Genomic DNA, 22,928 nt, shown 5'->3' with positions numbered 1-22,928 from the left:
TTAGATGATGATTTTTTGGATGAAAAATCCGGTAAACCGAATCGGGCCATAAGGCGCGTTCGGAAAACCGAATGATTGATTGGCCTGTTTTTGATCGTTCTCACATTCAGCGTGGTAACGCATCCAGTGACGCTCCGCGTCACAAGAGCGGACGCGGAGCGTCCGGTCAGGCATTCCCACGCAGAGCGTGGGAACGATCTTGAAGCGGCTATGAAAACGCCCCTGAACCTTTCGGCCCAGGGGCGTTTTGATCGTTCCCACGCTCAGCGTGGTAACGCATCCAGTGACGCTCCGCGTCACAAGAGCGGATGCGGAGCGTCCGGTCAGGCATTCCCACGCAGAGCGTGGGAACGATCTTGAAGCGGCTATGAAAAGCGATCAGGCCGCTTCGATTTTGCTGCGGTTCTGTTTGACCTTGTCCAGATACTGCTGCAATTGCTGCTGCTCTGCCTTGGTGGTGAACAGCCCCAGCTTGCTGCGGCGCCAAAGAATGTCCTGAGCGCTCACGGCCCATTCTTCGCTGCACAGGTAATCGACTTCGCGAGAGTAGAGGCCGCCACCGATGTGTTCACCCATGTCGCTCATACTCTTCACGCCTTCCAGCAATCGCCAGGTGCGGCTGCCGTAGGCGGTGGCCCAGCGGCGGGAAATTTCAATCGGCAGCCAGTCGTACTGGTCGCGGATCAACGAGCTCAGCGCCTGCGGTGTGGTCATGTCCTCGCCGCCCGGCAGGGGGGCATGGGCGGTCCAGTCTGGCTTGATGTCTTTGAAATACGGTGCCAGTTGGGCCATCGCCGACTCGGCCAGTTTGCGGTAGGTGGTCAGCTTGCCGCCGAACACCGACAACAGCGGTGCTTGTTCAGTACTGCCCGACAGCGCCAGGGTGTAGTCGCGGGTGACGGCCGAGGGGTTGTCGGATTCGTCGTTGCACAGCGGACGAACGCCGGAATAGCTGTGCAGGATGTCGTCGCGGCTGACTTGCTTCTTGAAGTGGGCGTTGACCACTTTGAGCAGGTAGTCGGTTTCACCTTCGGTGATCGCCACTTTGGCCGGATCACCTGTGTATTCGCGGTCGGTGGTGCCGATTAGAGTGAAGTGGTTGAGGTATGGAATGGTGAAGACGATGCGCTGATCTTCGTTTTGCAGAATGTGCGCGTGTTCGCCTTCATATAGTTTTGGCACGATCAGGTGGCTGCCCTGGATCAAGCGAATGCCGTACGGCGATTCCATCTTCAGGTCATCGCGGATGAACTTGGCAACCCACGGGCCGGCGGCGTTTACCAGCGCCTTGGCGCGGATCGAGAACAGGCTGCCATCGGCGCGTTCCAGCTGCAGGTGCCACAGGCCTTCGCTGCGACGGGCGCTGACACAGCGAGTCCGGGTGTAAACGTGGGCGCCTTTTTCGCGGGCGGCCATGGCATTCAGGACGACCAGGCGGGCGTCATCGACCCAGCAATCGGAGTATTCGAAGCCTTTGGTGATTTCGCTTTTCAGCGGGCTGTCAGGGCCAAACTTCAGACTTTTGGAACCGGCGAGTTTTTCCCGCTTGCCCAGGTGGTCATAAAGGAACAGGCCGGCACGGATCATCCAGGCTGGACGCAGATGCGGGCGGTGCGGCAATACGAAACGCATCTGCTTGACGATGTGCGGGGCCTTGGCCAGCAGCACTTCGCGCTCGGCCAGGGCTTCGCGCACCAGGCGGAATTCGTAATGTTCGAGGTAGCGCAGGCCGCCGTGAATCAGCTTGCTGCTGGCAGACGAAGTGTGGCTGGCCAGGTCGTCCTTTTCGCAAAGGAACACCGACAGATCGCGACCGGCGGCATCAGCTGCAATCCCCACGCCGTTAATCCCACCGCCGATGACGGCGATATCGTAGACCTCGGCAAGAGGAGGCATAGGCAAGGTAGAAGTGGGCATCGGCTGGCCTCGGGGGTCTCTTGGTATTTGAATTCGAACATTAGTGTTCGATTTCGAAAATGGTAGCGCATAAACACAGGCGTAGCCAGTCAGCTTCGATTGAAAATACTGATCGAAGGACGCCAAAAGGAAAATTTTCGAACATTTGGAACAGGGCGGGGTGCGCGAGCGGTCTATGTGGCGCGGGAGCTTGCTCGCCACAATTGACCGCGCTCCGCTGTAGGTCCTGCCGCAGGCTGCGATGTTTTTCGGGCCAGCACCGCACGTCCCACACCCGCCTCGAAAATCCCGTCACATCAACGCCTTGCACGGCCCGGAGGATGAAGCTTATAGTCCGCCGGTCGCCCATATGGCGACCGGGTTTGGCGACCCAGAGGATGATATGCAAAAGCTCTCTGCTTGCTTGCAGGCGTTTTTGCACCCGCAAGGCTGCTTTATGGCGGCTGTGCGCGGGAGACCTTCGGGTCTGCCGGTTACCATCCCCGGTTCGCCAACCTGCGTACAGCTGCCACCCTTTCGTTTGGCGACGATTGAGCGGTAGCTCTCTTCAATTCTGGATGGAGTTTTACCCATGAATCGATACATGCCAATCACTGGAGTCGACAACGATTTCCACGCCCTGTTGATCGACACCGAAGCGCCCCTCGACGTACTGCACGAAACCGCTGACTACCGTATCCGCGCCGTGACCCAACTCCTGGAAAACCTCGCCATGCGCGAAGAGATCCACTCCGACGCCGTGGTCCTGCACGACTTCGCCCGGGTCCTCGCTATCCCGCTACGCGACGGCTGCGATCTGATGGACGTCATCGGACGGCGATTGCGGGCGCAGATGGCGCCATAAACAAAACGGGCAACCTCAGAGGCGCCTGTTTTTTGATTACTGGGTGTCAGATCTGCCAATGATCGTTCCCACGCCGAGCGTGGGAACGATCGACTCTCCCACTCGGGTGCGAACACACCAGTGATTGGCTACGGTCTCTGTCCCCGCGCGCACTTCAATGTTAGGTCGACGCCTGTTTGCTGCGAGACAGCGCAGCGTCGAAGACGCGGCGGCCACTTCCTCGCCACAAGGGAGTGCGCCCGGCCTGTCGTGGCTTAAACCACTTCCAGCCGAATCTTGTGCTGACTCAGCAATTGCGCCAGCGCAGGCACTGGTGCCTGATCGGTGACCAGGCAATCGATCAGGCTGATCGGTCCCAATCGAACCATGGCGTTGCGGCCAAATTTACTGGAGTCGGCCGCCAGTATCACTTGGCGGGCATTGGCGATGATCGCTTGGGAAACCCGTACTTCCTGATAGTCGAAATCCAGCAGGCTGCCATCTTCATCGATGCCGCTGATACCGACCAGGGCGAAGTCGACCTTGAACTGATTGATGAAGTCGACGCTGGCCTGACCGACGACACCGCCGTCACGGCGCACATTGCCGCCAGCGAGCAGGACTTCGAAATCATCCTTGGCGCTGAGGATCGAGGCGACGTGCAGGTTGTTGGTGATCACCTTGAGCTGGGTGTGATTGAGCAGCGCCCGGGCGATGGATTCGGTGGTGGTGCCGATGTTTATGAATAGCGAGGCGTGATCGGGAATCTGCGCGGCGATGGCTTCGGCGATGCGTTGTTTCTCATCGCGCATTTGATCGGCACGCATGGCGTAGGCAGTGTTTTCTACGCTTGAATCGTAAGCTGCGCCGCCGTGATAGCGACGCAATAAATTCACTTCCGCCAATTGATTGATATCGCGGCGGATGGTCTGCGGTGTAACGACAAATAGCTGAGCCATTTCCTCGATGCTGACGTAACCGCGTTCGCGGACCAGCTCGAGGATTTGCTGCTGACGGGGAGGCAGATTCATGGGCTTCCTTGGGGCTGCCGTGCAAAATTTGCCCATGATGCCGCACGAATCCACTCCCTACCAGTTACATGCCGATACGAGTCCGTGTGCTGGTTTATTTAGCCTCTTCGTGCGGCTCCCAGTCGCGGGTGCGGCTCACCGCTTTTTTCCAGCCGGCGTAGAGTTTTTCCTTCTCGGCTTCGGCCAGGTGAGGTTCGAACTCGCGTTCGATCACGGCCTTGCCGCGCAGCTCATCCAGGCTGCTCCAGAAGCCACAGGCCAGGCCCGCCAGATAGGCTGCACCCAGTGCGGTAGTCTCACGCATCTGCGGGCGTTCGACGTGAGTGCCGAGAATGTCCGCCTGAAATTGCATCAGGAAGTTGTTGGCGACTGCACCACCGTCGACGCGCAGGGCTTTGAGGCGTTCGCCCGAATCCTGTTGCATGGCGTCGAGCACGTCGCGGGTCTGGTAGGCAATCGATTCCAGGGCCGCGCGAATGATGTGATCCACGCGTACGCCACGGGTCAGGCCGAACAGCGCGCCACGGGCATAGGGGTCCCAATACGGGGCGCCCAGACCGGTGAAGGCCGGGACCAGGTACACGCCGTTGCTGTCTTTGACCTTGTTGGCAAAGTATTCGGTGTCGTGAGCGTCGTTGATGATTTTCAGCTCGTCACGCAGCCACTGCACGGTGGAGCCGCCATTGAACACTGCGCCTTCCAGCGCGTAGGCGACTTCGCCACGCGGGCCGCACGCGATGGTGGTGAGCATGCCGTGACTGGATTTCACGGCCTTGTCGCCTGTGTTCATCAGCAGGAAACAGCCGGTGCCGTAGGTGTTTTTCGCCTGGCCGGGTTCGACGCACATCTGGCCGAACAACGCAGCCTGTTGGTCGCCGGCAATCCCGCCGATAGCGATACCGCTTTTGGTATGGCCGTAGATTTGCGAAGACGACTTCACTTGCGGGAGCATCTCGCGCGGAATATCCAGCACCTCAAGCATCTTCGCATCCCACTCCAGGGTGTGGATGTTGAAGAGCATGGTGCGCGATGCGTTGGTGTAGTCGGTAACGTGGGTCTTGCCGCCGGTAAATTTCCAGATCAGCCAGCTGTCGACGGTGCCGAACAGCAGTTCGCCGTTGCGGGCGCGTTCGCGGCTGCCTTCGACATTGTCGAGAATCCATTTCAGTTTGGTGCCGGAGAAGTACGGATCGGTAACCAGACCGGTGGTTTCACTGATGTACTGTTCATGGCCATCGCGTTTGAGCTGCTGGCAGATCTCGGTGCTGCGTCGGCACTGCCAGACGATCGCGTTGTAGATCGGGCGCCCGGTGGTCTTGTCCCAGACCACTGTGGTTTCGCGTTGGTTGGTGATGCCGATGGCTGCAACCTGATCGTGATGCAGGCCGGCTTGAGCCAGGGCTTCGACCATCACCGCGCTTTGGGTGGCGAAGATTTCCATCGGGTCGTGTTCGACCCAGCCGGCTTGCGGGTAATGCTGGGCGAATTCGCGCTGAGCGGTACAGACCACGTTGGCGTCACGGTCGAAAATGATCGCCCGGGAGCTGGTCGTACCCTGATCGAGGGCAATGATGTAGTTCTTGTTCTGAGTGTCGGTCATGTCGATTGCCTTGGACGAAATAAGGGAGTGGGGTGGGGCGCGAGATCAGGGTTGGGCAGGATTTCGCGCCGCCGGTTTCAAGAAATTCTTGCTTCGCCGTCAATGGCGCGTTCTGCATCCTTTGTAGCAGGTATGGCGACGGGCAGATGACGAGCAATCAGCCCGCGATAGGCGGCAGCGCCAAGGCTGGCACCAACGATCGGGGCAAATACTGGAATCAGGAAGTAAGGAATATCGCGCCCGCCGGTGAAAGATATTTCACCCCAGCCCGCGAAGAAGGTCATCAGTTTAGGTCCGAAATCCCGAGCCGGATTCATCGCGAAACCCGTCAGCGGCCCCATCGAGCTACCAATTACGGCGATCAGCAGACCGATCAGCAAAGGCGCCAGCGGACCGCGCGGCAGACCGTTGTTGTCATCGGTCAGAGACATGATCACACCCATCAAAATGGCGGTGATGATCACTTCAACCAGGAACGCCTGGCCAGTGGACAGGGCAGGGTTCGCGTAGGTGGAAAACACCGATGCCAGTTCCAGGCTGGCCTGGGTGCCACGGATCATGTGATGGGTTTGTTCGTAATCGAAGAACAGGTTGCTGTAAAGCGTGTAAACCAACAACGCTGAGCAAAAGGCACCGGCGATCTGGGCGAAGATGTAAAACGGCAGCTTGCGCTTTTCGAAGTCGGCAAAAATGCACAGTGCAATACTGACTGCCGGATTGAGGTGCGCGCCGGAAATGCCCGCGGTCAGGTAGATCGCCATGCTCACGCCGACCCCCCAGATGACACTGATTTCCCATAAACCGAAGCTGGCACCCGCGACCTTGAGCGCGGCGACGCAACCAGTACCAAAGAAAATCAGTAGAGCAGTACCCAGGAACTCGGCCATGCATTGGCTCGAGAGCGAAGGTTGTTGTAGAGCAGTCGTCATTGAAAACCTCGTTTATTGTTGTTGTCCGGCGCTTTTGGAAAGGCTCAGAGTGCGATTTTCACCAAGGCAAGAATCCCCATCTTTGCCTCGGCTTGCTGCTGGGTACGACTTTGGAACTGTTGGATCCATATTCAGATTCGAAAAAATATAGACAAGAAACACTGATGTCAAAGGTCGAAAGTGAACCGTCGGTCATTTTTTAGCTATCTGTCGTCAAAATGATCGCGTTACGGGTGTGCGAGGACGCTGCCAATCAGCAGGATGATGGCCGCTTGATTCAACGGTGAGCTGGCGTAACGGCGGTGCAATAGAGCCTTTTGCCAACCGATGACCTAGAATCTGTCATCAGCGATTTATTCCATTAGCCAAGCTTGGAGCTGCCATGACCCCCGCATTGGATTTGTTGAAAAAAGTTCGTGCCGAACATCGAGTGCACAGTTACGAACATGATCCGAAGGCGGCTTCTTATGGTCTGGAGGCGGCAGAAAAGCTGGGTCTCGATCCGGCTCAGGTGTTCAAGACGCTGTTGGCGGCCAGCGAAAAAGGGGAGTTGTTGGTGGCAGTGGTACCGGTCGTCGGAAGTCTGGATTTGAAGGCGCTGGCCCATGCGGCGGGGGTGAAGAAAGTCGAGATGGCAGACCCGGCCGCTGCGCAACGGGCGACGGGTTATTTGTTGGGGGGGATCAGCCCGTTGGGGCAAAAAAAGCGTTTGCGGACTTTCCTCGATAACAGCGCACAACCTTTCGCAAGTATTTTTGTCAGCGCCGGGCGCCGGGGCCTTGAGGTCGAGTTGTCAGCGGCTGTGCTGGCCGAGCATACCCAGGCGACGTTTGCCGATATCGGCCGGGCTTGACCCCTGAACGACGGTCTTTGAATCGGCGCTGTATGGTGGAAATTAACCTGCGCTGTACCTGGTTCCGGATTGCGCCCGGGCGCATGCTCGCTGTCGCATATTCAAGGAGAGGTAGGGTGATGCAGTTTGAATTTCATCAGGTCGACGCGTTCAGCGATCGCCCGTTCAGTGGCAACCCGGCAATGGTCTATCGGCTTGATGTGTGGCTCGCCGATGAGTTGATGCAGAAAATCGCCGCCGAGCACAATCTGGCCGAAACCGCTTTCCTGGTGCGCGAAGGTCAAGGCTGGCATATCCGTTGGTTCACGCCGACCACTGAGGTGCCGCTGTGTGGGCACGCCACGCTGGCCAGCGCCTACGTCCTGTTCGAGGTTTATAGGGAGCCGGTCGAGCGGCTCGACTTCATCAGCAAGTCCGGCCCCCTGAGCGTCAGTCGTGAAGGTGAGCGGCTGTGGCTGGATTTCCCGGTGGTTGTGCCCCGCGAGGTTGGCGTGAAGCTGGAAGTGGAGCGAGCACTGGGCGTGGAGGTGGTGGAGGTTCTGGGTTCCAACGAATTGTTTGTGGTGTTGGAGTCCGAGCAGGCTGTCCTGGATTGCCAGCCCGACATGGTCGCTTTGGCCAAACTTGCGTGGCTGGGAGCGATCGTCACAGCGCCGGGCAACACGCATGATTTTGTCTCGCGCTATTTTGCCCCGGCGATTGGAATCAACGAAGACCCCGTAACCGGTTCGACCCATTGCAGTCTGATTCCTTACTGGTCGCAGCGTTTAGGCAAGTCGAGCCTGACGGCGTATCAATGTTCGGCGCGGGGAGGGGAGTTGTTCTGTCGTCTGGAAGGGGATCGGGTGAAGATCGGCGGCAATGCCGCGTTGGTGGCCAGCGGGAAGTTGATGCTGGGATAGGGAGGGGGTCGCAGGAGCGAGGCTTGCCCGCGATGCAGGTGCCGCAGTGTTACCGATAACTGCGCTATCGTTCATCGCGGGCAAGAACCAGGCGTCCGCCCTGCTCCTGCAAAAAACATCAACTGGCGGTGCAATACCGCCGGACACCGGACTCCACCGCCGGGATCTGCGCCGCCGTGCTGCCCGAGGCCTGAAACAACACCAGATGTTCTGCCGCCACACGAATGCCGACATCGGCCCCCACAGCATGATCGACATGGCTCGGGAAGATTGACTCCAGCTGGCTACCGGTCGGCAATTGCAGGCGATACAGCGTCGATGCGCCGAGGAAGGTTTTACCGATGATTCGCGCTTTCAGCTCACTGTCCGGTGCATAGACGATATCGTCCGGACGCAGTAGCACATCGACAGCGCCGCCAATGGGCCATGTATAAGCGCGATTACCGCGCAGTACACCCAGTTCGGTTTGCACCGATTCCGGGCTGAGTAACTGGCCGCGAATGAAATAACCCTGGCCGATAAAGCTCGCGACAAAGGGCGTCAGCGGCTCGTGGTAGAGGTTATATGGCGTGTCCCATTGCTCCAGTCGACCTTCCTTGAATACACCGACATGATCGCTGACCGCGAACGCTTCTTCCTGATCGTGGGTCACCAATATGGCGCTGGTGCCACGAGCCTTGAGAATATCCCGCACCTCATGGCTGAGCTTGCGGCGCAGTTCACCGTCGAGGTTGGAGAAGGGCTCGTCGAGCAACAGCAATTGCGGCTCCGGCGCCAGTGCGCGAGCCAGCGCGACACGCTGCTGCTGGCCGCCCGACAACTCATGGGGAAAACGCTTGCCGAGGTTTTTCAGGTTGACCAGTTCGAGCAGTTCTTCGCTCACCCGGTTCTTTTGCGGATGCTTGCGGATCCCGAAAGCGATGTTCTCGGCCACGCTCAAGTGTGGAAACAGCGCGTAGTCCTGGAACACCATGCCGATCCGTCGTTTCTCGGTCGCCAGGGTGAAACCGGCACTGGAGATGACTTCATCGGCCAGTTTGATTTCACCTTCGTGCACCGGCTCGAAACCGGCAATCGCCCGCAGAGTGGTGGTCTTGCCGCAGCCGGACGAGCCGAGCAGGCAACCTATATCCCCGGCATTGAGGTGCAGGTTGAGGTTCTGTACAACCCGTTGGTCTTGATAGCCGCAGGCCAGGTTGCGCAGGTTAAGCAGTAATGGCTGGCTCATGCGTGGTGGTATGCCGGTTCGACCAGAAATTCGAGCAGGGCCTTTTGTGCGTGAAGACGGTTTTCCGCTTGATCCCAGGCGACAGAGCGTTTGTCGTCGAGCAGGTCGAGGCTGATTTCTTCACCACGGTGAGCAGGCAGGCAGTGCATGAACAGCACGTCCGGTGCGGCGATATCGAGCAGGGCGCGAGTCACCTGGAAGGGCGCGAACAGCGCGAGGCGCTTGGCGGTTTCCTCTTCCTGGCCCATGGAGGTCCAGACATCAGTGCTGATCAGGTGAGCGCCGATCGCTGCATCCCGAGGATCGCGGACGATGGTCACGCGATCGCCGGCCTTGGCGACGAACTCAGGGTTTGGCTCGTAACCTTGCGGGCAGGCAATACGCAGTTGAAAGTCGAACTGAATGGCGGCTTCTATATAACTGTTACACATGTTGTTGCCGTCGCCGATCCAGGCAACGGTTTTGCCCTGGATCGAACCGCGGTGTTCAAGGAAGGTTTGCATATCGGCCAGCAACTGGCACGGGTGCAGGTCATCGGACAAACCGTTGATCACTGGCACGCGGGAATTGGCGGCGAATTCGGTCAGGGTGCTGTGGGCAAAGGTACGGATCATCACCGCATCGAGCATGCGCGACATGACGATCGCGCCATCACCTATCGGCTCGCCACGGCCCAATTGGGTATCGCGTGGCGACAGGAAGATCGCTTGGCCGCCCAGCTGGATCATGCCGGCTTCGAAGGAAATACGGGTACGGGTCGAGGACTTCTCGAAAATCATCCCGAGAACGCGGTTTTTCAGTGGCTCGAAGAGTACGCTGCGATTGCGCAGGTCCTTCAGCTCGATGCCGCGGCGAATCACGCTGACCAGCTCTTCGGACGTGCAATCCATCAGGGAGAGAAAGTGCCTTGCGCTCATCATTAACTACCTTTTTGCAACAGACCGCAGATACTCAAAGCCGGGTTTATTCGAAAAACGGGCGAGACCTGCGGCGGAAGCCGCACGGGGCGACGAAATAGGGGAAGGCGCGATCTTGACATTAAATGTCGCGTCTTACCAATAGGGCTACGGTTTTTAGGGGAGTTCAGAGGTGCTACGAGGAGGTCGCGGTAGCGCTTTTGAAGCCTGTTTCCTGACAGTAGCCCAGCATTTGTACACTGCCCTCGAGCAGCTTGGCAATCAAACGGGGCGGGCAAGGCAGCGTAACGGTCGGTTTCTGACTCTACAGCCGGGGTTAATGTGGGCAGGATCTATAAGGCAGGCCCGGCTGAAACATTTCCTAATGTAAAAAACCGGGCTCGACGAGCACTGGCGGCTGATCGGTGAGCCGGGCTTTTGCGGGGGGGGGGGGGGCGCATCGGTTGGCCTGATATCCTTCGATTCACAAGACGAACGTCGCTGGCGCAGGAGTCGGTCAGGCACCATAGTTTTGCTCCCGCAGCCTGACGCTGGTTGCCCAGAATAAAATAGAGACTGGCCATGACCAAGACTCTCCATCACCGTGCCTGCCATCTGTGTGAAGCCATCTGCGGTTTGACCATCGAAACCACTGCAGTCGACGGCGCTGGCGTACAGATCACCTCAATCAAGGGGGACCCGCAGGACACTTTCAGTCGCGGTCATATCTGCCCCAAAGCGGTAGCGCTGCAAGATATCCAGAACGATCCGGACCGCCTGCGTCAGCCCATGCTCAGGGTTGGCAGCGAATGGCAGCCGATCGACTGGGATGAGGCATTTGCGCTGGTAGCCGAACGGCTTGGAGCGATTCAGGAGCGTCATGGCCTCAATGCCGTGGCGGTTTATCAGGGCAATCCCAGCGTGCATAACTATGGGCTGATGACCCACAGCAATTACTTTCTCGGTTTGCTGAAAACCCGCAACCGGTTTTCCGCGACCTCGGTCGATCAGTTGCCCCAGCACTTGAGCAGCCATTTGATGTACGGCCATGGCTTGTTGCTGCCGATTCCGGATATCGATCACACCGACTTCATGCTGATCCTGGGTGGCAATCCACTGGCCTCCAACGGCAGCATCATGACCGTGCCGGATGTGGAGAAGCGCCTGAAGGCGATTCAGGCGCGGGGCGGCAAAGTTGTGGTGGTCGATCCACGACGCAGCGAAACGGCGGCCATCGCCGACCAGCATGTGTTTGTCCGTCCGGGCGGCGATGCGGCGCTGTTGTTCGGGTTGCTCAACACGTTATTCGATGAAGGCCTGACTCGCGAGAGCCATTTACCTGTGGATGGTCTTGATGAGGTTCGCCAGGCCGTCAGCCGTTTCACTGCAGAGGTGATGAGCGCGCTCTGTGCTGTTCCTGCCGGGCAGATCCGCCAGTTGGCGCGGGACTTCGCTGCCGCGGACAAGGCGGTCTGCTATGGCCGTATGGGCGTTTCCACCCAGTCATTCGGCACCCTGTGCCACTGGCTGGTGCAACTGATCAATCTGGTGACCGGCAATCTTGACCGGGTGGGTGGTGCGCTGTGCACGGAACCTGCGGTGGACCTGGTGGCTTCGACCTCGGGTGGTCATTTCAATCTCTGGCAAAGCCGGGTCTCAGGGCGTCCTGAATATGGTGGTGAGTTGCCGGTGTCGGCGCTGGCCGAAGAAATGCTCACCGAAGGGGAAGGGCAGGTACGGGCGCTGATCACGGTAGCCGGAAACCCGGTGCTGTCGACGCCCAATGGCCGGCAACTCGAGCAGGCGCTGGACGGGCTGGAGTTCATGCTGAGCATCGACTTGTACATCAACGAAACCACCCGTTACGCCGACTTGATCCTGCCGTCGACGTCGGCGCTGGAGAATGATCACTACGACACCACGTTCAATATGTTTGCGGTGCGTAACGTCAGCCGTTTCAATCGGGCGATTCTGGCCAAACCCGAGGGGGCGTTACACGATTGGGAAATTTTTGTCGGCCTGGCTCAGGCCTTCGCAGCGAAGAGCGGCAAACAACTCAAACCAACCATTGCCCCGGCACAAATGATCGACCGAGGGCTGCGTGCGGGTCTATATGGCGATGCTTCGACGTATAAATTGTCTGTCGCGACCTTGTTCGACTATCCCCACGGGATCGATCTTGGGCCGTTAAAAGCCAATCTTGGGCCGCGCTTGAAGACTGCCAATCAACGCGTTCAGGCGGCGCCTGCGGCGATTCTGGCTGACCTGGAGCGTTTTGCCGCGCAGCAAGCGCCATCGGCCGATGAACTGCTGCTGATCGGCCGTCGGCATGTGCGCAGTAACAACTCCTGGATGCACAACTATCACCGCCTGGTGAAAGGCAAACCGCGTCATCAATTGCTGATGCACCCGGATGACCTGGCCAGTCGCGGCCTCAGTGATGGGCAGCGGGTGCGTGTCAGCTCACGGGTCGGAGCCATCGAAGTTGAAGTGTTGGCAAGTGTTGAGATGATGCCGGGTGTGGTCAGTCTGCCTCATGGTTGGGGACATGCGCGGCCAGGTGTGCAGATGGGGATTGCCAGCGGCCAGCCGGGTGCCAGCGCCAATGACCTTACTGATGAGCGACAACTGGATGAGCTTTCGGGCAACGCAGCGTTGAACGGCGTGCCGGTCAAGGTGGCGGCGGCCTGAGTGCTGCTGGATGAAATCTGCGATGATGAGTGTCTGTCGGGGAGACCGAGCATGGCGCCTGGCTTTCCGTTACAATGCGCCACCGTGCCGACAACTGAGTCGGAAAGTTCAGCCGAGGTGCTTCATGGATATCATTGAAACTATTAAAGAGCAGATTGCCAACAACACCATTCTGCTTTACATGAAAGGCTCGCCGAATGCCCCGCAGTGTGGCTTCTCTGCGAAAGCCGCTCAGGCCGTCATGGGCTGTGGTGAGAAGTTCGCTTATGTGGACATCCTGCAGAACCCGGAAATCCGCGCCAACCTGCCAAAATACGCCAACTGGCCAACCTTCCCGCAATTGTGGGTCGGCGGTGAGTTGGTCGGCGGTAGCGACATCATGACTGAAATGGCCGCCGACGGTTCATTGCAGGCCACGATCAAAGCTGCTGTCGAAAAAGCCGCAGCGAACAAGACTGAAGCCTGACGCGATCCTGTAGGTGTAGGTGTAGGTGTAGGAGCCGAGCTTGCTCGCGATAGCCGCGTAGCGGCGGTGTATCAGTCTCGCCGCGTTATCGTTGACGTTCATCGCGAGCAAGCTCGCTCCTACAGGAGGGAGTGGATAATCACCGCGTTACATAGGCAATAAAAAGCCCCGCCTCTCGAAAGAAGGCGGGGCTTTTTGTTACATCGAGATTCTGGCGCCAGGTTATTCGCCCATCTGCGATTGCAGGTAGTTCTCAAGACCGACTTTATCGATCAGACCCAGTTGGGTTTCCAGCCAGTCGATATGTTCTTCTTCGGACTCGAGAATATCTTCCAGTAGTTCACGGCTGCCAAAGTCGCCAGTCACTTCACAGTGAGCGATGGCTGCCTTGAGGTCGGCGTGGCCGGTTCTCTCGATGCGCAGGTCGCACTCAAGCATTTCCTTGGTGTGTTCACCGATATGCAGCTTGCCGAGGTCTTGTACGTTTGGCAGGCCTTCGAGAAACAGGATGCGCTTGATCAGCTTGTCCGCATGTTTCATCTCGTCGATGGATTCGTGGTACTCGTGTTTGCCGAGTTTGTTCAGGCCCCAATCTTCATACATGCGCGCATGCAGGAAGTACTGATTGATCGCGACCAGCTCATTGGCAAGGATCTTGTTGAGATGCTGGATGACTGTAATGTCGCCTTTCATGATGGGAGTCCTGTCCTGTCTTCGCTGTATATAAAGCAGAGTTTGAGCCGCGCAATTACAAGTGTCAAACCTAAGTTATTGAATAATATATGAAAATTAATCGGAATAAGAATGTTTGTGTTCCGCGTCTTAGTGCTAAGCGATTGAATTCTAGGCATAAAAAAACCGGACATTGAGTCCGGTTCTTTCAAATACGTAATTTAAGCGGCGGAAAATTCTACTGGGTAGGGGATCGCGGCCTGGCTGCTTTGCAGTTCGGTCAGGGTTTCGCGTACCACTTGTTTGGCAAGGCATGCGCATTTGCCGCATTGGCTGGCAACACCGGTGGCTTGGCGCACCTCACGGTAGCTGCAGCAACCATCAAAGATCGCATCGCGGATTTGCCCGTCAGTGACGCCTGTGCAGAGGCAGACATACATATGTGAGAACCGTCGCTGGTTATGGCTCAATTGCGATGGATCTTAATGTTAACGAGAATGATTGTCAAAGTGCTTTCTGAAAGCTTTGAGCTGGCATGGGGGGTTGGCTGACGAACGGTATTGGCGCTTTGATGTTGATGTCTTCAAATGTCAGGCCGGCTTTTTAACGTCGTTATAAAAACCGCTAAGGACAGGTCAAAAACGCGGTGTATGATGCTCGGCCCTTGCGAAGGGAGATCACGTCACAGAGTTGTCGCTGACCCGTGGCAGACTTGGCTGGATCTTGTCCTTCACTCCACCACACCAGGAGATATCCAATGAGCGTACTCGTAGGCAAACAAGCCCCTGACTTCACCGTCGCCGCCGTACTTGGCAATGGCGAGATCGTAGATAGCTTCACCCTGTCCTCGGCCATCAAAGGCAAATACGGCCTGGTGTTCTTCTACCCACTGGACTTTACCTTTGTCTGCCCGTCCGAGCTGATTGCTCTGGACCACCGCATTCCTGAATTCAAGGCGCGCAACGTTGAAGTAGTCGCTGTTTCCATCGACTCCCACTTCACCCACAACGCCTGGCGCAACACCCCGATCAATGCCGGCGGCATCGGTCAGGTTCAATACACCATGGCTGCCGACATGAAACACGAAATCTGCAAGGCCTACGACGTTGAGTCCGAAGGCGGCGTGGCCTTCCGTGGCGCATTCCTGATCGACGACAAAGGTGTTGTCCGTTCGCAAATCGTCAACGACCTGCCACTGGGCCGTAACATGGACGAACTGCTGCGTCTGGTCGATGCCCTGCAATTCCACGAAGAGCACGGCGAAGTTTGCCCGGCTAACTGGAAAAAAGGCGACAAAGGTATGACCGCTTCGCCAGAAGGCGTTGCTGCTTACCTGAGCGAGAACGCCGGCAAGCTGTAAGCTGCGCGTCACGCATAAAAAAACCGGCTGAGAGGCCGGTTTTTTTATGGGCGTGATTTCTTCAGGCGACGTGATCAGTCGTTGAAGTCTTCCCAGCCACCCATTTGTTTCCAGCGGTTGACGATGCCGCAGAACAGCTCGGCAGTCTTCTCGGTATCGTAGCGCGCCGAGTGGGCCTCGCGACCGTCGAAGTCGATATCGGCAGTCTGACAGGCCTTCGCCAGCACGGTTTGACCATACGCCAGACCGGCCAGCGTTGCAGTGTCGAAGCTGGAGAACGGGTGAAAAGGGTTGCGTTTCATGTCCAGACGCGCGACAGCGGCGTTGAGGAAGGCCAGATCGAAGCTGCTGTTATGCCCCACCAGAATCGCACGTTTGCAGCCATTGGCCTTCAGGGCCTTGCGTACACCGCGGAAGATATCGGTCAGGGCCGTTTCTTCGCTGACCGCCATGCGCAGCGGGTGATCGAGCTTGATCCCGGTGAACTCCAGAGCCGCTGCTTCGATGTTCGCGCCTTCGAAAGGCTCGACCCGGAAAAAATAGGTGTGTTCGGGGAACACGAAACCTTTTTCGTCCATGCCGATGGTGACTGCTGCGATTTCCAGCAATGCATCGGTGGCAGAGTTGAAACCACCGGTTTCAACATCGACGACTACCGGCAGGTAGCCACGAAACCTGGCCGCCATCGGATGGCGCGAACCGCCGCCACCGTTATGGCCGTCTTGGTCGTCGTCGAAATGGTCTTCACTCACGAGTGTTTCTCCAGCAGACGCCAGCGCAGTTTTTCACCGGCGCGCAGCGGGATTACAGACAGCTCGCCAAACGGCAGGCTGGTAGGGGCGGTCCACTCTTCGCGAACCAGGGTGATGCGGTCGGTGTTTGCGGGCAGGCCATAGAAGCGCGGGCCGTGCAAACTGGCGAAGCCTTCGAGCTTGTCCAGCGCATTGCGCTGTTCGAAGGCTTCGGCGTACATCTCGATCGCAGCATAAGCGGTGTAGCAACCGGCACAACCACACGCGGCTTCTTTGGCGTGTTGAGCGTGCGGTGCCGAATCGGTGCCGAGGAAGAACTTCTCGCTGCCACTGGTGGCGGCGTCGAGCAGTGCTTCCTGGTGGATATTGCGTTTGAGGATCGGCAAGCAATAGAAGTGCGGGCGAATCCCGCCAACCAGCATGTGGTTGCGGTTGTACAGCAGGTGATGGGCGGTGATGGTTGCGCCCACATTGGCGTCCGTCTCACTGACGAACTGGACGGCCTCGCGGGTGGTGATGTGTTCGAACACCACTTTGAGTGTCGGGAAGCGTTCCACGACCCGACGCAGGTGTTCGTCGATGAACAGCTTTTCACGGTCGAAGACATCGACGTCGCCGCGAGTGACTTCACCGTGAATCAGCAACGGCATCCCGACTTCGGCCATGGCCTCCAATGCGGGAAAGATCTTGTCGATGCTGGTGACACCAGAGTCCGAGTTGGTGGTCGCACCGGCCGGATAGAGCTTGGCGGCGTGGACGAAACCACTGGCCTTGGCCTCGCGAATCTCTTGAGGCTCGGTACGATCGGTCAGGTAGAGCACCATCAACGGTTCGAAACGGCTGCCGGCCGGGCGCGCAGCGAGAATGCGCTGGCGATAGGCATCGGCTTGCGCGGCGTTGCGCACCGGTGGTACCAGGTTGGGCATGATGATGGCGCGACCAAAGGTGCGCGCGACATCCGCAACAGTATTGGCTAGCACAGCACCATCGCGAAGATGTATATGCCAGTCGTCGGGACGCAGCAGGGTCAGGCGGTCGGACATTGGGGATTCCAGGCGGGTCAAACTGAAGGGAATGCTACCGGAAAAGACTCTCTCAGGCACTCGCTATCAAGTTTTGCAGCAAGCTTCCGATATCCCATAGGTGTGCTGTAAACAAGTGATATGCCGTAAACGTGTGTCGGTCTTTTGTGTAGAAGCCAGTGGAGCCTCCCGTGCGCCAGCGTTATTTAGCCTTGCTCAGTGTGTTTGTCAGCCTGCCGGCGATGGCTCTGACTTTCCAGACGCGTCTGGAGAGCATCGAGTGGAAGGTCGAAGGCGACAAGTTCGAGTGCCGTCTGACCCAACCCATTACCGATTTTGGCTCGGGTGAGTTTGTTCGGCGTGCAGGCGAACAGGCGACGTTCCGCCTCAAGGCCTACAACTCGATGCTCGGTGGCGGCTCGGCGACCTTGTTGGCGGCGGCTGCGCCCTGGCAGCCGGGGCGCGGCGACATCAATCTGGGTTCGGTGAGAGCCGGCAGCGGCGATGTACTGTTTAACAGCTCACAGGCGCAGGCCGGTCGATTGTTCAGTGGCCTGATGGATGGTCGTAGCCCGGTGGTTCGCCATTATTCCCGTGAGGGTCGTGTTTCCGAAGTTCGTTTGTTGCCGGTCAAATTCAACAAGGCCTACAGCGACTATCAAGCGTGCACAGCCAAGCTGTTGCCGATGAACTTCGAACAAGTGAAGCATGCCGAGGTCGGCTTTCCAGGCGGTGGCATCGACCTGGATGCGCAGGCCAAGGCCAGATTGCAGGTGGTGCTGGAGTTCCTCAAGGCTGATCCAACCGTCAATCACATCGAACTGGACGGTCACTCGGACAACAGCGGCAATCGTCTGACCAATCGCGATCTGTCGCGGCGCAGAGCCTTGGCGGTGATGGACTTTTTCAAGGCCAACGGCATCCAGGAGTCGCAGATCAGCATGCGATTTCACGGCGAGAGTTATCCTCTGGCGCCCAATACCAATCCCGCCAATCGGGCCAGGAATCGCCGGGTCAATGTTCAGCTTGAGCGTGTTGCACCTGCCGAAAAGCCGGCCCCCCAGATCAGCTCCACGGGCAATACCGCGGCGACGTCCTGAAACCGCTGTAATCGTCGCTCGCTCGACATAATCTGTCGCTTCATCGTCATAAGCTGTCGCGCCTCTGTAAATTATCCGGTTTGAGCGGTAGACTAGAAAGCTTTCCGTACAACCCGGTGGAGTAATGGCATGGCGGACGTAAACAAGGTCGTTCTGGCGTATTCCGGCGGCCTGGACACTTCGGTGATCCTCAAGTGGCTGCAGGATACTTATAACTGTGAAGTGGTGACCTTCACCGCTGACCTGGGTCAGGGCGAAGAGGTCGAACCTGCACGCGCCAAGGCACAAGCCATGGGCGTGAAAGAGATCTACATCGACGATCTGCGCGAAGAGTTCGTCCGCGATTTCGTTTTCCCTATGTTCCGCGCCAACACCGTTTACGAGGGCGAGTACCTGCTGGGTACCTCCATCGCTCGTCCGTTGATCGCCAAGCGCTTGATTGAAATTGCCAACGAAACCGGTGCCGACGCCATTTCCCATGGTGCAACCGGCAAAGGTAATGACCAGGTTCGTTTTGAACTGGGCGCCTATGCGTTGAAGCCTGGCGTCAAAGTCATTGCTCCATGGCGTGAATGGGATCTGCTCTCCCGTGAAAAGCTGATGGATTACGCTGAAAAGCACAACATCCCTATCGAACGCCACGGCAAGAAAAAATCCCCGTACTCGATGGATGCCAACCTGCTGCACATCTCCTATGAAGGTGGCGTGCTGGAAGACACCTGGACCGAGCACGAAGAAGATATGTGGCGCTGGACCAAGTCGCCAGAAGACGCTCCGAACGTTGCAACCTATCTTGAGTTGACCTATCGCAATGGCGATATCGTCGCTCTGGACGGCGTTGAAATGACTCCGGCCACCGTCCTGGCCACGCTGAACCGTATTGGCGGCGAAAACGGCATCGGCCGTCTGGATATCGTCGAGAACCGTTATGTCGGTATGAAGTCCCGCGGGTGCTACGAGACACCTGGTGGCACCATCATGCTGCGTGCTCACCGTGCAATCGAGTCGATCACCCTGGATCGCGAAGTCGCTCACCTTAAAGATGAGTTGATGCCTAAATACGCCAGCCTGATCTACACCGGTTACTGGTGGAGCCCTGAGCGTCTGATGCTGCAACAGATGATCGATGCCTCTCAGGCGCATGTGAATGGCGTGGTTCGTCTGAAACTGTACAAAGGCAACGTCATTGTCACCGGCCGTAAGTCCGATGAATCGTTGTTCGATGCCAATATTGCGACTTTTGAAGAGGATGGCGGCGCTTACAATCAAGCGGATGCTGCTGGCTTCATCAAGCTCAATGCATTGCGCATGCGTATTGCCGCAAACAAAGGTCGGAAATTGTTCTGATTGCCTGAATGCGACTCAAGAAAATGGCCCTGCTGCACGCAGGGCCATTTTTTTTGCATGTTATGTTTAGTTCAGGCTGCCTTGTTCGGTGTGAACGCTTGAATGACGCTTGATGTGGCGTTGTTTTTATCCTGCCTCACGCAGAATTCGGGTTGTTCTACCCTGTCTTGATTCTGCTTTTGTTGCGTTGATCTGCCGGGTATCAACGGTGTGCCAGCGGTGCAGTGCCAAGGGCAAATGAAGCGTGTGATGTGCGAATAAATTGATATGCACAAGTGCTGCTTGTCCATGGCGTGATGAGTAGCGCGACTCCTGCTGTTGGAATATGTGGCTCTGTGGCAAGCATCCAGGCATCTATGCCGGTGGGCGAAAGTCTTTCTCCTTGTCGGCGGTGTGATTTTTCTGTTTAAGTAACTCAGGGCCTGGAGGGGTGGTTTTCACTCTTTCCGGACGAGCTGCATCGTCGATGATTTTGATGAAGTGCTTTCCTTTCTCGAAATCGGAAGGCGCGTACAGTGATTTGTAGTTGAAATTCAGCGTGGCAAAGAAAAGCAGTATCAGGGCATAGGGGAAAGTAATCAGGAACCAGACATAGACTTGACGTTCCTCGTAGTCAAGAAATGGAAATGATACGGCTGCCGAAGCTTCTGTTAGCGCTGCGAAGATCGCAATGATGGTCATTGGGTTGGTTGTTTTCTTTCGGTGTCTATTCATTTTTATCTCACTTGATAGTGTTGTTTTTTATATCCTTGGTTTCACGTTGGTGGAGACGCAAGCAGCTAGATGGCTTGATTAAATGCGGCTGCCATCCAGCTCGACGTTACTTTGGGGGTTGCGTATAAATAGGGGATTCCCTTCAAGCGTTGAAGTCGGTACGGTTTGCTCATTATCGATGCTCACGATAAGTATGGGCGTTGTGCAGGTTGGTGGTTTGTTTTTCTGTTGGGTTTTTATTGCTGCTTGTAATGATTTCAGACCCGGTTTGACAACGGGCAGAGCAGACGTAATAGATGCAAGTAGGCGTCTGGCAGGTCAGTTCAGTACAGGGAGTATCCTGTGGGTTGTGCAGTGCCCATGCAGCTAGTCCGTCTTGTATTGGAAAGTTGATGCTGTGTATTACCTTGAGTGGTGAGATGCTTGAAACGGCGGATTGTTGCCTGGAGTGAATTGTTTCTTTCCATTGCTAAATACCCGTGGTTGCACTGAAGTGCAGGTGGCTGAGTGTCATTCAATAATAATCTGCCACAAAATAACTAACGACAATTCAGCCTGAATGATTCGACGAGCTTCCATTGTGGACGTCATGTGATACAAAAAAGATCGTCAAACCAAGGTGGGTAGCAGGCTGATTAAATTTTAAGACACATCCTTTTCGGTGTTTTTTTGTAGGGTAAATCCGTGTTGTTTGTAGGTATGGTCTCTGGGTGCAGGTGACCGGGGGGGGGCACGATGCCAAGGGGGAAATGACTAGGCTATTGTGCAGACTCTAAAAAATCGAACAACGAAAATTGGACTTGCCCATGAATAAAGTGCTGATCGTGGATGATCATCCCGTCATTCGTCTGGCTGTACGCATGCTGATGGAGCGCCATGGCTATGAAGTCATCGCGGAGACGGATAATGGCGTGGACGCCTTGCAGCTGGCCCGTGAGCATGTGCCGGATATTGTTATTCTGGATATCGGAATTCCAAAACTTGATGGTTTGGAAGTTGTCGCGCGTCTGACTTCAACACCCCAGCCTTTAAAAGTGCTGGTATTGACCTCGCAGGCGCCAGGACATTTTTCCATGCGTTGTATGCAGGCCGGTGCCGCCGGGTATGTGTGCAAGCAACAAGATCTGACCGAACTGCTTAGCGCGATCAAGGCAGTGCTTTCCGGTTACAGCTATTTTCCCAATCAGGCGTTGCATACTGTGCGTTCGAGTTTGGGGAATGCCAGCGAAGCGGATATGGTCAACCGTCTTTCCGGTCGGGAAATGATGGTGCTACAACAACTTGCACGAGGAAAGACCAATAAGGAGATTGCCGATGGAATGTTTCTCAGCAATAAAACAGTCAGTACATACAAGACGCGCTTGCTGTTAAAGCTCAATGCCCGCTCATTGGTTGACCTGATTGAGCTTGCACAACGCAATGGTTTGGTTTGAATCGCGATACGCGAGAATGTAATGACCGGTGTGGCGATGGCGGGTGGCATTGCGCGTTACTCGGTCTTCATCGGTTTATCCAGGTCTACCCGAGTACTCGCACAGCACGCTTTTCACTTGGCGCCCTTGCAGATGCCACCTGTTTTCCATGACCGGTACTGCTCTATCGCCGACGGGATGTCCATGGGGAAAACGGTGGTCAAGGTGCTGGGCAGCCAATAAAAAAAGCCTCCGCTTCGGGAGGCTTTCAGGTGCTAAAGATCAAAATCGTAATCGGCCAATTGCTTTTGCAGGCGGCGCTCTTCCAGAAGATTATCAATGGTGCGGCGTTTGCTCAGATTGGTCTTTGCCACCTCCACCACAGGCTCGGCATCCTCTGCTTCAACGGCGGTGAAGTCGTCTTCTACGTCCAGTTGCTCTTTACCAGCGCTCATAAGGTTAACTCCAGGCTAAGACTGCCGTTGGCGCTCCTTATAACGATAATCCGGTGGCGGGTAAAAAAGATTTTTTCAATCGATCCATCATCAAAATCTATGCTTGCTCAATCGTCAGAGGTCTTGTGCTTGTATTCGCACAGGTCTTCTATCCGGCAGCTGCCGCAGCGTGGCTTGCGAGCCTGGCATACGTAGCGTCCGTGGAGGATGAGCCAGTGGTGCGAGTCGAGCAGAAATTCCTTGGGCACGAACTTCATCAGCTGTTTTTCCACCTCGACGACATTTTTCCCCGGAGCCAGTCCCGTTCGGTTACTGACCCGAAAAATATGCGTGTCGACGGCCATGGTGAGCTGGCGAAAGGCTGTATTGAGCACCACGTTAGCGGTTTTGCGTCCCACTCCGGGGAGTGCTTCAAGCTCTTCGCGTGTTTGCGGAACCTCACTGTTATGACGCTCTACCAGTAATCGGCAGGTCTCGATCACGTTCTTCGCTTTGCTGTTGTACAGGCCGATGGTTTTGATGTATTCCGACAACCCTTCGACACCGAGGGCATAGATTGCTGCAGGTGTGTTGGCAACCGGGAATAGTTTTGCTGTGGCCTTGTTGACCCCGACGTCAGTCGCTTGGGCGGACAAAATCACTGCAATCAACAGTTCAAACGGCGAGGAATAGGCCAGCTCGGTTTTCGGTTCCGGATTGTCCTCGTGAAGCCGGCGGAATATTTCCAGACGTTTTGCAGCGTTCATGGGTAGAGCGTT

At 56.6% G+C, this 22,928-nt stretch carries 22 protein-coding genes and 1 pseudogene; 10 read left to right on the top strand and 13 right to left on the bottom strand.

Going from position 1 to position 22,928, the window contains the following annotated elements:
- Positions 1-378 precede the first annotated feature (378 nt).
- Positions 379-1,917 carry a glycerol-3-phosphate dehydrogenase gene (gene glpD / locus AC07O1_RS10615; protein ID WP_495088731.1) on the bottom strand — a complete coding sequence of 513 codons (1,539 nt, stop codon included), beginning with the start codon at positions 1,915-1,917 and terminating at the stop codon, positions 379-381.
- A gap of 571 nt (positions 1,918-2,488) precedes the next feature.
- Between glpD and AC07O1_RS10610 the strand changes: the two genes are divergently transcribed.
- The gene (locus AC07O1_RS10610; RefSeq protein WP_495088730.1) at positions 2,489-2,761 is read left to right on the top strand and encodes a hypothetical protein; all 273 of its coding nucleotides are present in this window, start codon (positions 2,489-2,491) and stop codon (positions 2,759-2,761) included.
- A gap of 254 nt (positions 2,762-3,015) precedes the next feature.
- On the opposite strand, the gene AC07O1_RS10605 is transcribed toward AC07O1_RS10610, so the two are convergent.
- The 3 genes from AC07O1_RS10605 to AC07O1_RS10595 form a co-directional block, all read right to left on the bottom strand.
- On the bottom strand, positions 3,016-3,771 hold the full coding sequence (locus tag AC07O1_RS10605) for a DeoR/GlpR family transcriptional regulator (protein WP_494991999.1): 756 nt from the start codon (positions 3,769-3,771) through the stop codon (positions 3,016-3,018).
- A gap of 94 nt (positions 3,772-3,865) precedes the next feature.
- Positions 3,866-5,371 (bottom strand): glycerol kinase GlpK, encoded by a 1,506-nt coding sequence (gene glpK, locus AC07O1_RS10600; RefSeq protein WP_494992000.1) that lies wholly within the window; start codon positions 5,369-5,371, stop codon positions 3,866-3,868.
- A 77-nt stretch (positions 5,372-5,448) separates the two neighbouring features.
- A complete protein-coding gene (locus AC07O1_RS10595) occupies positions 5,449-6,300 on the bottom strand; it encodes an MIP/aquaporin family protein (RefSeq protein WP_495088729.1) in 852 nt (283 codons plus the stop codon).
- 382 nt (positions 6,301-6,682) lie between these two features.
- On the opposite strand from AC07O1_RS10595, the gene ybaK reads away from it, so the two are divergent.
- On the top strand, positions 6,683-7,153 hold the full coding sequence (ybaK, locus tag AC07O1_RS10590) for a Cys-tRNA(Pro) deacylase (protein WP_494992002.1): 471 nt from the start codon (positions 6,683-6,685) through the stop codon (positions 7,151-7,153).
- Positions 7,154-7,272: 119 nt separating this feature from the next.
- Positions 7,273-8,055 carry a PhzF family phenazine biosynthesis protein gene (locus AC07O1_RS10585; RefSeq protein WP_495088728.1) on the top strand — a complete coding sequence of 261 codons (783 nt, stop codon included), beginning with the start codon at positions 7,273-7,275 and terminating at the stop codon, positions 8,053-8,055.
- A 118-nt stretch (positions 8,056-8,173) separates the two neighbouring features.
- Here AC07O1_RS10585 and AC07O1_RS10580 read toward each other — a convergent pair whose 3' ends face one another.
- Both AC07O1_RS10580 and argF read right to left on the bottom strand, forming a co-directional pair.
- The gene (locus AC07O1_RS10580) at positions 8,174-9,283 is read right to left on the bottom strand and encodes an ABC transporter ATP-binding protein (RefSeq protein WP_495088727.1); all 1,110 of its coding nucleotides are present in this window, start codon (positions 9,281-9,283) and stop codon (positions 8,174-8,176) included.
- Positions 9,280-10,200, bottom strand: a complete 921-nt coding sequence (argF, locus tag AC07O1_RS10575; protein ID WP_495088726.1) for an ornithine carbamoyltransferase — start codon at positions 10,198-10,200, stop codon at positions 9,280-9,282. The genes AC07O1_RS10580 and argF overlap by 4 nt, the downstream gene beginning before the upstream one ends.
- A gap of 561 nt (positions 10,201-10,761) precedes the next feature.
- Between argF and AC07O1_RS10570 the strand changes: the two genes are divergently transcribed.
- Both AC07O1_RS10570 and grxD read left to right on the top strand, forming a co-directional pair.
- Complete coding sequence (locus AC07O1_RS10570; protein ID WP_495088725.1) at positions 10,762-12,870, top strand: molybdopterin oxidoreductase family protein; 2,109 nt, start codon at positions 10,762-10,764, stop codon at positions 12,868-12,870.
- Positions 12,871-12,994: 124 nt separating this feature from the next.
- Complete coding sequence (gene grxD, locus AC07O1_RS10565) at positions 12,995-13,336, top strand: Grx4 family monothiol glutaredoxin (RefSeq protein ID WP_150643657.1); 342 nt, start codon at positions 12,995-12,997, stop codon at positions 13,334-13,336.
- Between the two features lie 222 nt (positions 13,337-13,558).
- On the opposite strand, the gene bfr is transcribed toward grxD, so the two are convergent.
- The gene (gene bfr / locus AC07O1_RS10560; protein ID WP_494992007.1) at positions 13,559-14,029 is read right to left on the bottom strand and encodes a bacterioferritin; all 471 of its coding nucleotides are present in this window, start codon (positions 14,027-14,029) and stop codon (positions 13,559-13,561) included.
- 200 nt (positions 14,030-14,229) lie between these two features.
- Positions 14,230-14,448, bottom strand: coding sequence for a bacterioferritin-associated ferredoxin (locus AC07O1_RS10555; protein ID WP_489071701.1), 219 nt, complete (start codon positions 14,446-14,448; stop codon positions 14,230-14,232).
- A gap of 317 nt (positions 14,449-14,765) precedes the next feature.
- Between AC07O1_RS10555 and AC07O1_RS10550 the strand changes: the two genes are divergently transcribed.
- Positions 14,766-15,368: a peroxiredoxin gene (locus AC07O1_RS10550; protein ID WP_494992008.1), complete on the top strand. Its 603-nt coding sequence runs from the start codon at positions 14,766-14,768 to the stop codon at positions 15,366-15,368.
- A 74-nt stretch (positions 15,369-15,442) separates the two neighbouring features.
- Here AC07O1_RS10550 and rnt read toward each other — a convergent pair whose 3' ends face one another.
- Both rnt and pyrC read right to left on the bottom strand, forming a co-directional pair.
- Complete coding sequence (gene rnt, locus AC07O1_RS10545) at positions 15,443-16,120, bottom strand: ribonuclease T (RefSeq protein WP_494992009.1); 678 nt, start codon at positions 16,118-16,120, stop codon at positions 15,443-15,445.
- Entirely contained in the window at positions 16,117-17,163 is a 1,047-nt protein-coding gene (gene pyrC, locus AC07O1_RS10540; RefSeq protein ID WP_495088724.1) for a dihydroorotase, read from the bottom strand. The genes rnt and pyrC overlap by 4 nt, the downstream gene beginning before the upstream one ends.
- A 170-nt stretch (positions 17,164-17,333) precedes the next feature.
- On the opposite strand from pyrC, the gene AC07O1_RS10535 reads away from it, so the two are divergent.
- Entirely contained in the window at positions 17,334-18,242 is a 909-nt protein-coding gene (locus AC07O1_RS10535) for a flagellar protein MotY (RefSeq protein ID WP_494992011.1), read from the top strand.
- Between the two features lie 129 nt (positions 18,243-18,371).
- The gene (locus tag AC07O1_RS10530) at positions 18,372-19,589 is read left to right on the top strand and encodes an argininosuccinate synthase (protein ID WP_480413230.1); all 1,218 of its coding nucleotides are present in this window, start codon (positions 18,372-18,374) and stop codon (positions 19,587-19,589) included.
- A 441-nt stretch (positions 19,590-20,030) separates the two neighbouring features.
- On the opposite strand, the pseudogene AC07O1_RS10525 reads toward AC07O1_RS10530, so the two are convergent.
- A pseudogene (locus AC07O1_RS10525) lies at positions 20,031-20,303 on the bottom strand (hypothetical protein); the annotation flags it as partial.
- 806 nt (positions 20,304-21,109) lie between these two features.
- On the opposite strand from AC07O1_RS10525, the gene AC07O1_RS10520 reads away from it, so the two are divergent.
- Positions 21,110-21,736: a response regulator gene (locus AC07O1_RS10520; protein ID WP_495088723.1), complete on the top strand. Its 627-nt coding sequence runs from the start codon at positions 21,110-21,112 to the stop codon at positions 21,734-21,736.
- Between the two features lie 21 nt (positions 21,737-21,757).
- Positions 21,758-21,958, top strand: a complete 201-nt coding sequence (locus AC07O1_RS10515; protein ID WP_495088722.1) for a hypothetical protein — start codon at positions 21,758-21,760, stop codon at positions 21,956-21,958.
- Positions 21,959-21,990: 32 nt separating this feature from the next.
- On the opposite strand, the gene AC07O1_RS10510 is transcribed toward AC07O1_RS10515, so the two are convergent.
- Both AC07O1_RS10510 and nth read right to left on the bottom strand, forming a co-directional pair.
- Positions 21,991-22,170: a PA3496 family putative envelope integrity protein gene (locus AC07O1_RS10510; RefSeq protein ID WP_494992015.1), complete on the bottom strand. Its 180-nt coding sequence runs from the start codon at positions 22,168-22,170 to the stop codon at positions 21,991-21,993.
- A 107-nt stretch (positions 22,171-22,277) separates the two neighbouring features.
- Positions 22,278-22,916: an endonuclease III gene (gene nth, locus AC07O1_RS10505; RefSeq protein WP_489071710.1), complete on the bottom strand. Its 639-nt coding sequence runs from the start codon at positions 22,914-22,916 to the stop codon at positions 22,278-22,280.
- Positions 22,917-22,928 lie beyond the last annotated feature (12 nt).

This window comes from Pseudomonas sp. GW821-FHT07G10 (genome assembly GCF_059418545.1).
The sequence above is the reverse complement of the archived record's forward strand: the minus strand, read 5'-3'. Positions and strand labels throughout refer to the sequence as shown.

Coding starts and splice junctions, on each gene's coding strand:
- glpD (WP_495088731.1), bottom strand. CDS start 1,917: ATGCCCACTTCTACCTTGCCTATGCCTCCTCTTGCCGAGGTCTACGAT.
- AC07O1_RS10610 (WP_495088730.1), top strand. CDS start 2,489: ATGAATCGATACATGCCAATCACTGGAGTCGACAACGATTTCCACGCC.
- AC07O1_RS10605 (WP_494991999.1), bottom strand. CDS start 3,771: ATGAATCTGCCTCCCCGTCAGCAGCAAATCCTCGAGCTGGTCCGCGAA.
- glpK (WP_494992000.1), bottom strand. CDS start 5,371: ATGACCGACACTCAGAACAAGAACTACATCATTGCCCTCGATCAGGGT.
- AC07O1_RS10595 (WP_495088729.1), bottom strand. CDS start 6,300: ATGACGACTGCTCTACAACAACCTTCGCTCTCGAGCCAATGCATGGCC.
- ybaK (WP_494992002.1), top strand. CDS start 6,683: ATGACCCCCGCATTGGATTTGTTGAAAAAAGTTCGTGCCGAACATCGA.
- AC07O1_RS10585 (WP_495088728.1), top strand. CDS start 7,273: ATGCAGTTTGAATTTCATCAGGTCGACGCGTTCAGCGATCGCCCGTTC.
- AC07O1_RS10580 (WP_495088727.1), bottom strand. CDS start 9,283: ATGAGCCAGCCATTACTGCTTAACCTGCGCAACCTGGCCTGCGGCTAT.
- argF (WP_495088726.1), bottom strand. CDS start 10,200: ATGAGCGCAAGGCACTTTCTCTCCCTGATGGATTGCACGTCCGAAGAG.
- AC07O1_RS10570 (WP_495088725.1), top strand. CDS start 10,762: ATGACCAAGACTCTCCATCACCGTGCCTGCCATCTGTGTGAAGCCATC.
- grxD (WP_150643657.1), top strand. CDS start 12,995: ATGGATATCATTGAAACTATTAAAGAGCAGATTGCCAACAACACCATT.
- bfr (WP_494992007.1), bottom strand. CDS start 14,029: ATGAAAGGCGACATTACAGTCATCCAGCATCTCAACAAGATCCTTGCC.
- AC07O1_RS10555 (WP_489071701.1), bottom strand. CDS start 14,448: ATGTATGTCTGCCTCTGCACAGGCGTCACTGACGGGCAAATCCGCGAT.
- AC07O1_RS10550 (WP_494992008.1), top strand. CDS start 14,766: ATGAGCGTACTCGTAGGCAAACAAGCCCCTGACTTCACCGTCGCCGCC.
- pyrC (WP_495088724.1), bottom strand. CDS start 17,163: ATGTCCGACCGCCTGACCCTGCTGCGTCCCGACGACTGGCATATACAT.
- AC07O1_RS10530 (WP_480413230.1), top strand. CDS start 18,372: ATGGCGGACGTAAACAAGGTCGTTCTGGCGTATTCCGGCGGCCTGGAC.
- AC07O1_RS10520 (WP_495088723.1), top strand. CDS start 21,110: ATGAATAAAGTGCTGATCGTGGATGATCATCCCGTCATTCGTCTGGCT.
- AC07O1_RS10515 (WP_495088722.1), top strand. CDS start 21,758: ATGACCGGTGTGGCGATGGCGGGTGGCATTGCGCGTTACTCGGTCTTC.
- AC07O1_RS10510 (WP_494992015.1), bottom strand. CDS start 22,170: ATGAGCGCTGGTAAAGAGCAACTGGACGTAGAAGACGACTTCACCGCC.
- nth (WP_489071710.1), bottom strand. CDS start 22,916: ATGAACGCTGCAAAACGTCTGGAAATATTCCGCCGGCTTCACGAGGAC.